Here is an 8,291-nt window from a genome sequence, read left to right on the forward strand (position 1 = left end):
AAGGCACCGGACGTCGGTCCCGGCACGGCATACCTACCGCGCAACGTCAGAGACTGGCATGAGCTTGAACCGTCCGATAGGCAGCGAGTTCAGTTCCTCCTGTTGCAGAATGGCGATGACCCCATCCCCAAGTTCGGCAGCCAGTTGAGTTGGCGGCAGCCCGATTGGCTTGGACCAGACAGTCACCGCCCGGTTGGTACTCCCAAGGGAACCAAGTGGATCCCCGTTGTCACGTTCCTGCAGACGTTCATCGACATGCTCAATGCCCTATTGCCCACACCCGGGATTTTCGCCGAGGGCGGACACGACTATCGCGTCGAGCTTCCCGAAGCGCTACGGACGGTCTGGCGACTGAAGGTCTCTGACGAAACGATGGTCAGGGTGCAGCAGGCGCTGCGGCGGCGGGAGCGGCAATGGGAGACAGCACGGCGCTGGGAAGCGGCCGAAGCCAATGCTGATCCGAAGAAGCGACAGGAGGCCGAGTTGAAGACTGAGAAGGCCGTTGCCGGCTGGTTGGGTGAGGGCAGAGATGTGCAAGCCTCGCCGGAGGAGATTCAGGCGATTATTACTGAGAAGCCCCTCGCCGACTAGCTGGCCCAGCGGTTAGCCTTCGGGGTAGTTGTCCAGATCATCTGACATCGAGGGAGGGCAGATGGAACTCGTGACCATCGATCCACGGTCGCAAGTCTATTACGCTCACTTTGAAAGCCCAGTCGGGCGGTTGTTGCTCGTCGGCGCGGTATCGGATTCGGTTTTTGCCTTGGTTGGGTTAAGCATGCAAGAGCAAGCTCACGCTCCAGCGGTTGGCGTCGGCTGGGTGCACGACGATTCGGTATTCACCGAGGTGGTCTCCCAACTCGAGCAGTACTTCGCCGGTGAACGCCGGGAGTTTGACCTGACAATCGGCATTGACCATCAAGGCACCGAATTCCAAGGTGACGTCTGGCGAGCGCTGACCGATATTCCCTATGGCCAGACGGTGAGCTACGCAGAGGTAGCTGCCTGCGTGGGTCGCCCACGCGCCACACGAGCGGTGGGGTCGGCAAATGGCCGCAATCCGCTCGCGATCGTGATTCCGTGCCACCGCGTGGTGGCCGCAGGCGGTGGACTTGGCGGCTACGGCGGCGGCCTCGACCGAAAAGCACTGTTGCTTGATCTTGAAGCGTCCCACCAGACCTAGTCCGATCCCGGGGAATCAGTCAACAACCGCTCGCGGTCGTGCGTTTCAGTTGGCTGGCCAGTGAGCGAATGTCTTCAGATACAGGTCGCGCACGCCGTCAACCTTCTTGGCGATGTTCTTTGTCGTCCAGGATTTAGTGCTGATCGGCTTGAGCACGGCGATGTCGACGGTGCCGTTGGAGATCACGAACGAGTGTGGCCGCATGATGTCGCCGGCGTTACGCATGACGATTGGGACAACCGGTACTCCCGCCTGCATCGCCATATGGAAGGGGCCCTTCTTGAAGGGGAGTAGGCGGGGTGTGGGGGAACGGGTGCCTTCCGGTGCGATCGCGATGGAACGGCCATTCCTGAGCGCCGCCACGACCGGCTCCAGCGCCTCAAGGGCCTTGTCCCGGTTGGTTCGGTCGATGTAGGCGACATCCGCTAGGTAGCCCATCGGAGCAAAAACGGGGTCGTGTTCCAATTGCTTCTTCGCGACTCCGGTGAAGTCCCGACGCAGGAGCGCGGCGACCAGAATCATGTCCAACTGGCTCTGATGGTTGAAGAGGAACACCGCAGGCCGATCAGACCATAGGTATTGCTCTCCCACGACATTGAGCTTGACTCCGGCAACCGCGAGGGACAGTTCGGAACTGACCGTTGCCGCGACGGCTGCACCAGTGGACCGGTCGGCGTTGAGGAGCGCTGTCGTTGCCCCTGCCGCCACCCCAAAGCCGAGCGCACCCAACGCGGCGGCACTGCGGATCAACGTGATCGGGTTGTGCCGATGGGGCATCTTGAAGCTGGCGACGGGCCAGCCCCGCTCGCGGGCGGTGGTCTCCAGATCCTTGTCTGGGTTGAGCGGCCGCGGGTGTCCTGCCGTGCTCAGGAAGGGGACATCTTCGGAACCGTTGCTGTAGGTGTAGGACTGCGTCAGGTCGATGTCGTTCTCGGCGGCGAACTCCTCGACGGCGTCTGCTTTGGCTTGGCCCCACCGCACCGGGCCGGCGAGCAGTCCGGTGAACATACCCGCGTTTACCTCGAGCTCCGTACACAGCACGTTGTCGACCCCGAGGTCCTCGGCCGCGGCCTCGACCTGCGGAGGTGTCGCCGATGAGGCAATCACCACGGTGTGGCCAGCATTTAAGTGGGCATCGATGAGGGTCCGGGAATCTGGGTAGACCATGCTCGCGATTTTGGTCTGGAAGAGGCTGCGGCCGAAGCTCTCGAGGTCTTCGATCGACTTACCTGCCTGTGCTTGGACGGCGATGTCCATGAGGGCCGTCACGTCATGACCACGCCGCTCGACGTTAACCGATTCGATGAGGGTTTGAACAATTTCCTTGGCGTCGATGTCTCGGGTGCGGATTCGCTCGCGAAAGAACGGGGCCGCCGAGAATCCATCGATAAGAGTCCCGTCGAAGTCAAAGAAGGCGCCGATCTGCGGGCCCTGGGGACCGTTCTCGACCTCGTCGACGAGCCATTCGATATCTGCCATCACACTTCCTCTTTCTGTCGAGCCATGTCGCGGATGATGTCGATTCGGCGGACGACCGAGTGGAACTCCTCGGCGAAGTTCTCCCGCCGCGATTGCAGCCGCTCGTCGCCGAGCTCGATCAGCCGACGGTTGTCGGCCAGTTGAAAGGCGCCACTGAAAAGGTCCCGGGAGATCGATTCCGGGCTGTGGAGGTCATGTTGAAGCCAGCGCTGTTGGCCGACGCCGATGCATTCCAGGATCAACTCGTCGCGATCAACCTCGCGCTCGGCCCCCCACGCCACGAGTCGATCAGCAAAGACCGCATAGGCCTCGATGAACGGTCCGAGGACCCGGTGGGCCATGAACAGCTTTCCGCCGGCCATGAGCGGAATGAGTTCGTCTGCCGTGATTGCCTTGTCTTCCCAGTCGGGGACAGCGAGGTCGGCCTCCTTGATGACTTCGGCCGCGAAGTCACGGGTCCGTGGGAAGAAGAACTCGTACTTCATGAGGTCGCGCAGGCGAACCGCCTCATCCCAGGTCGCCTCGGTCGCGTCAGGGGCTTCTTCCTCGGCAGCCCGGATGAGCGCAACTTCGACGATCGCCCGAGTGATGAAGTAGTGAATCAACGTGTTGCGGTAGTAGGCGGCCTCATGAGCACGTTTCTCCGCGATCCGAAAGACCGGTTCAGTCCCGCCCTCGTACTGCTCAATCACGCCCTCTCTCACCAGCGTGTAGACAGCACCCTGCAATCCACCGTGCTCGCTGAGATCGATGTCGAGCCGAAGGTCGAGTCCCCGACGTCGGATGTACTTCATCAAAGGGGTCAGGATGTTACGACCCTCGGTCAAGGTAATGGCCCGGTCATCGTTATCCAGCAGGGCAAATGTCACCAAAGCTGAGGGCATGATGGCGGTGACCTTGTTGATGCGGTGACACACCTCGAAAGCGACTTTGGGCACCGCGAGCCGAGCGTCGTCGGAGTCGGTACTCTCTCGGCTCTCGGCCAGCGCCTCGCGTAGTGACAGCGGTTCACCGAACCGAAGGTGGGCTCGACCGCGCCGCGCCGTCTGGGCCCGCGCGAACTTCACCAGCCACTTCACGCTCTCCGGCGCCTTCTTACCGCCTTGCTCCTCCGCAGAGATCGCTCCGACCTCGTATTGCTGGTCGTAACCGACGAACACCGGAATCAGCAGCACATCCTCCTGCGTCGCGGAATCGAATGCGTCGACGAGGTAGCTCAGAATGCCCATCCGCGGCGGACGCAGCTTTCCCGTGCGGGTGCGGCCGCCTTCGATGTACCACTCAAGGTTCTGTTTGTGGCGAACCAAGTACGCCATGTACTCCTTGAGGGTTGCCTTGTAGACCAAGTCGTCCTTGAACTGCCGACGAATGAACACGGTGCCATTGCGGCGACCGATGGATCCCAACGGCCAGAAGGCCAGGTTGACCCCGCCCAGAGTGTGGTTGGGCGGGAAGCCCTCCTTCTCCAAGGCAGAACGAAGCACCAGCGGGTCGAGGTAGGAGCGGTGGTTGGGCAAGAACACCAGGGTGCTGGATTGGTTGAGCTCGCGCAGGTGCGCTACCTGCTCTTCGTGAACGTCCAACTTGTAGGCCCGCCCCAGCCAACGAGCGACGCCGTCCCAGGTATTGATGGCCCAGGACGCCTGCTCGGCAGCGAGTTCGTCCAGATTTGCACGCGCCTGCTCAGCAACGTCGTCGATCGATCGGTCGGTCTCGGCGGCCAAACCCGTCAGCGTTTCTTGAAATGCCTCATCCGCCATGATCGTGTCGATGAAGTTGGTTCGGTGGATGCCCTCAAGGTCGACTTTGATACCCACATGCTGCCTTTCAGTGTGACCCGGGCGCGCGGCCGAATTCTGCGACGCCTCGTTGGCGACACCCTAGTCAGTGATGCGGCGTGACGCTCAATTCCATTCACTCGAATCCATGCGCGAGGACGTCGCCCGCCTCGCCCGCCAGGGCGTTAGTTCGGGGTGACCACTGCCAGTCGTCTGCGAGACTTGCGCGCATGCCGTCTCGGGTTCGCGCAGTTCTTGGTTCGTGGTCGTACGCACTACCCGTCTTGGCGGTGATCGTTTTCGCAGCGACGTGGGGTTCAAAGATCTCCGGACTGGTTGTGGTGATTGCATCCGTTTTGCTCGCCGGCGCCGTCCTGGCGGCGGTGGGTCATGCCGAAGTCGTCGCCCACCGGGTTGGTCAGCCCCTCGGCGCTCTCGTGCTGGCCGTCTCAGTCACGGTGATTGAGGTTGCTCTCATCGTGACGTTGATGTTGTCCTCCGGGCCAGACAAGTCCGCCCTTGCGCGCGACACCGTTTTTGCGGCGCTGATGATCACCTGTAACGGCATAGTTGGGATCTCCATCCTCATGGCCACGCTGCGTCGACGAGTCACGGTCTTCAACCCCGAGGGCACCGGTGCGGCACTGGCCACTATCACTGCTTTGGCAACCCTGAGCCTGGTGTTGCCCACGTTCACCACCACGACCCCAGGGCCGACCTTCTCCTCGGGCCAGTTAACGTTTGCGGCGCTTGCCTCGCTGGCGGTCTATGCGCTCTACATCTTCGTGCAGACCGTTCGACACAAGGAGGACTTCCTGCCTGCTGAAGTCACCGCACCGTCGGCAGCGCTGACCGTGAGGAAGGCGTCCGGGACGGATGAGCTCTCAGTTTGGGTAGCTGACGCCGGTGGAGTTGCGGCCGGGAATTCGTCTCCGGGATCACTCGACACCGCGGTCGACGCCGAATCCCATCATGAGGTCACCGATCGAGCGGCTTGGTTGAGCGTCACCTTTTTGATGATCGCCTTGGTGGGAGTCGTCGGGTTGGCCAAGGCTGTGTCGCCATCCATCGAAGGGCTCGTCCGTGACGCTGGCTTGCCGTTGTCGTTCGTCGGGGTCGTGATTGCGTTTCTGGTGCTCCTGCCGGAGGGGATCGCGGCCGCCCGCGCTGCCCGCGGTGGCCATATGCAGACGAGTTTCAACTTGGCCTACGGCTCGGCGGTGGCCAGCATTGGGCTGACAATTCCCGCGATAGCAGTTGCGTCCATTTGGATGACACAACCGCTGGAGCTAGGACTCAGCGCTGTCGAGATGGTGCTACTCGGACTGACAGTGGTGATCGGGGTTCTCACCGTCACGCCGGGCCGGGCAACGCTGCTGCAAGGCGGGGTACATCTGGCCGTGTTTGCCGGCTTCCTCGTGCTGGCCATGAGTCCGTGACCTAGGGCTCGGGGACCTCTTCATGCTCGTAGACAACCTCGGGCGGGCCGACAATGTAGGGGTCCGGTGTGCCCACGATCTTGCTGTCCTTGCCGGGATAGTCCAAGTTGTAGAGCACCCAGCGAATCGCCTCTATGCGGCCCCGCTTCTTGTCGTTGCTGCGGACGACCGTCCACGGTGCGAAGGAGGTGTCGGTATGTTCGATCATGGAACTCTTGGCTTCGGTGTATTCGTCCCAAAGATCCAGTGACGCCAAGTCCATTGGGCTCAACTTCCACTGGCGCACTGGGTCAATGCGACGAATCGTGAACCTGGTGACCTGCTCCTTGCGTCCCACCGAGAACCAGAACTTGAACATGGTGATGCCGCTGGTGGTCAGCATCGACTCGAACTCGGGGGCCTGTCGCATGAACTCGCGGTATTCCTCGTCAGTGCAGAAGCCCATGACCCGCTCAACGCCGGCGCGGTTGTACCAAGAGCGATCGAACAGAACGATCTCACCGGCGCTGGGCAGGTGCTTGATGTAGCGCTGGAAGTACCACTGAGTGCTCTCCTCAGCGGTGGGCTTGTTCAGAGCGACTACGCGCGCGCCACGTGGATTCAGGTGCTCCATGAAGCGCTTGATCGTGCCACCCTTGCCGGCAGCATCTCTGCCCTCAAAGACCATGACGATCCGGCGGCCAGTCTCATTGACCCAACTCTGAACCTTCAATAGCTCGATTTGCAGAAGTCGCTTGGTGACCTCGTACTCGTGGCGGCTCATCCGCTCCGAGTACGGGTAGCCGTCGCGCCACGTGTCCACGGGTGCGCCATCGGGTCCCAACAGGACGGGGTCATCCATCTCATCGAGGGTTCCCTCAACCGAGAGACCGCGAAGTTTCAACTCGTCATCGGATAGATCCTGCAGACTCGCGATGATGTCGGAAAGATCCATTACCGCCTCAATATCAACGGCTGTGCCGCTGGTTTCGGCATCCAGATGCTCTGCGGAACTCATCGTTACTCCTGACTCACGAACGCTGCTTGACCAAGACACACAGCATGACCGCCAGCGATGGGGGAGTCGCGCCGTTCATGTCCTGTTTACCGCATCCGGGTGCCTACTCCTGTCGACGCCCGACGGGGGTACTGCGATAAAGCGCTGCGAGCGACGAAAGGAACCAGGCTGCGATGACACCGTTGACGATCCAGCCTAACCCTGAGCCCAACCAACTCCCGATGAAGAACCCGAACGCGACCTGAATCAGGTACACGAACAGCAAGAGAATCGACAAGATGATGATGGTGATGAGCCACCGGAAGAACCGACTACCGATGACTCTGAAGTTGGCACCGATTGCGTTCGCCTTGGCATCCGCTGCTGCGAGCACCGTGAAGGGTGTGACAACCAGCCAGAGCAGCCCGAGCGGGACGTAAAGAATGAGCAGGACTATCAGGACCGCATAGAGGACGACGACCCAGACCGTAAAGGTCAGCAGTCCGCGACCGTGCAACCGCGTGCCCTGACCCAGTGAGACACGACCGAAGGGTGTTGCCAGAGCCGTCTGGCACAGGAAGTAGAGGCCGATCCACAGACTCGCCACCGAGATGATCAGGCTAATGATGAACGACGGGTTGAAGCCGGGAAGCGCATTGAGCGTGCCGATCAATACAGCCTGCACGATGGCATTGACGACGATGACGACCAGGAACGGTAGGAAGCCTCGGAACAGCCCCCTGATGCCGGCGAAGATCACTGAGAATCCGTAGTACTTGTTCGTCTCCTCGGCCTCGGGCTGATCCGTAGGAGCGGTAGTCGTGGCCATCACGAACCCTTCTGATTCTTTTCGATGACGGCTTGCGCGTCACCCTTGAAAATCACCTTGCCGGCCACAGTGACGGTCATCGGCATCGCCAATGTGCCCTCGGGCATTGCCACCGGAGTGCCGTTGACAGTGGGCGTCATCGAAACGTCCAAGGCCTCGGGCGCGGTCACAACAATGGGCGCACCGGTGATGGTTGAGCCTTTGCACTCGTAGCCGTCGCCTGCGGCATTGGCTTCGCAAATGGGCGCCTCTTTGACTCGAACGTCCTGACTGACCAGCACGGTGTTGGTTGCGATCTGCAACGTGGTGATGGGGACGCCAGATACCTGTTTGAGCGACGCCACTTGGGAGCAACCAACCAACGCCACCGCGCACATTGCTGGTACGGCCACCGCCGCGAATACTCTGCTGCGCTTGCGATCAGTCATCTCGGCTGCTTCCCTTCGTGGGCGACCAGCCTGGCTTGGGCTACGGCACGCTCCTTGGCCAACTGGCCGTCGGTGATCGCGGACAGCGGGAACGGGGCATCAAGTAACAACTCGGTGTTGCGATCGAGCGGCGAACCGACCCGCATCGGTGGGTTGGCGATCCAGTCGTTGGCAGACAGTTG

9 protein-coding genes are annotated in these 8,291 nt (G+C 61.3%); 3 read left to right on the forward strand and 6 right to left on the reverse strand.

Annotated features, from left to right (window positions below; genetic code table 11):
* Together KAZ48_09375 and KAZ48_09380 are read left to right on the forward strand one after the other, a co-directional pair.
* The coding region (locus KAZ48_09375; GenBank protein ID MBP7972998.1) for an alpha/beta-hydrolase family protein at window positions 1-591 on the forward strand (591 nt) is incomplete at its 5' end.
* Between the two features lie 61 nt (window positions 592-652).
* The gene (locus KAZ48_09380) at window positions 653-1,180 is read left to right on the forward strand and encodes a methylated-DNA--[protein]-cysteine S-methyltransferase (protein ID MBP7972999.1); all 528 of its coding nucleotides are present in this window, start codon (window positions 653-655) and stop codon (window positions 1,178-1,180) included.
* 45 nt (window positions 1,181-1,225) lie between these two features.
* Here KAZ48_09380 and KAZ48_09385 read toward each other — a convergent pair whose 3' ends face one another.
* Together KAZ48_09385 and KAZ48_09390 are read right to left on the reverse strand one after the other, a co-directional pair.
* Window positions 1,226-2,659 (reverse strand): HAD-IB family hydrolase, encoded by a 1,434-nt coding sequence (locus KAZ48_09385; GenBank protein MBP7973000.1) that lies wholly within the window; start codon window positions 2,657-2,659, stop codon window positions 1,226-1,228.
* Complete coding sequence (locus tag KAZ48_09390; protein MBP7973001.1) at window positions 2,659-4,476, reverse strand: 1-acyl-sn-glycerol-3-phosphate acyltransferase; 1,818 nt, start codon at window positions 4,474-4,476, stop codon at window positions 2,659-2,661. Before KAZ48_09390 ends, KAZ48_09385 begins: the two co-directional genes overlap by 1 nt.
* A 191-nt stretch (window positions 4,477-4,667) precedes the next feature.
* Here KAZ48_09390 and KAZ48_09395 point away from each other — a divergent pair, with 191 nt between their 5' ends.
* On the forward strand, window positions 4,668-5,876 hold the full coding sequence (locus KAZ48_09395; protein ID MBP7973002.1) for a hypothetical protein: 1,209 nt from the start codon (window positions 4,668-4,670) through the stop codon (window positions 5,874-5,876).
* Between the two features lies 1 nt (window position 5,877).
* On the opposite strand, the gene ppk2 is transcribed toward KAZ48_09395, so the two are convergent.
* The 4 genes from ppk2 to KAZ48_09415 form a co-directional block, all read right to left on the reverse strand.
* A complete protein-coding gene (ppk2, locus tag KAZ48_09400; GenBank protein MBP7973003.1) occupies window positions 5,878-6,810 on the reverse strand; it encodes a polyphosphate kinase 2 in 933 nt (310 codons plus the stop codon).
* A 166-nt stretch (window positions 6,811-6,976) separates the two neighbouring features.
* Window positions 6,977-7,681, reverse strand: coding sequence for a hypothetical protein (locus KAZ48_09405; GenBank protein MBP7973004.1), 705 nt, complete (start codon window positions 7,679-7,681; stop codon window positions 6,977-6,979).
* Window positions 7,681-8,109, reverse strand: a complete 429-nt coding sequence (locus tag KAZ48_09410; protein ID MBP7973005.1) for a hypothetical protein — start codon at window positions 8,107-8,109, stop codon at window positions 7,681-7,683. Before KAZ48_09410 ends, KAZ48_09405 begins: the two co-directional genes overlap by 1 nt.
* A partial coding sequence (locus tag KAZ48_09415; GenBank protein ID MBP7973006.1) for a hypothetical protein occupies window positions 8,106-8,291 on the reverse strand: 186 nt, incomplete at its 5' end. The genes KAZ48_09415 and KAZ48_09410, both read right to left, overlap by 4 nt.

The organism is Candidatus Nanopelagicales bacterium (assembly GCA_018003655.1).
Lineage (GTDB): Bacteria > Actinomycetota > Actinomycetes > S36-B12 > UBA10799 > JAGNDY01.

What these genes read in the sequence shown, in the direction of transcription:
- KAZ48_09380 (MBP7972999.1), top strand. Translation starts at nt 653, where the DNA reads ATGGAACTCGTGACCATCGATCCACGGTCGCAAGTCTATTACGCTCAC.
- KAZ48_09410 (MBP7973005.1), bottom strand. Translation starts at nt 8,109, where the DNA reads ATGACTGATCGCAAGCGCAGCAGAGTATTCGCGGCGGTGGCCGTACCA.
- ppk2 (MBP7973003.1), bottom strand. Translation starts at nt 6,810, where the DNA reads ATGGATCTTTCCGACATCATCGCGAGTCTGCAGGATCTATCCGATGAC.
- KAZ48_09385 (MBP7973000.1), bottom strand. Translation starts at nt 2,659, where the DNA reads ATGGCAGATATCGAATGGCTCGTCGACGAGGTCGAGAACGGTCCCCAG.
- KAZ48_09395 (MBP7973002.1), top strand. Translation starts at nt 4,668, where the DNA reads ATGCCGTCTCGGGTTCGCGCAGTTCTTGGTTCGTGGTCGTACGCACTA.
- KAZ48_09405 (MBP7973004.1), bottom strand. Translation starts at nt 7,681, where the DNA reads ATGGCCACGACTACCGCTCCTACGGATCAGCCCGAGGCCGAGGAGACG.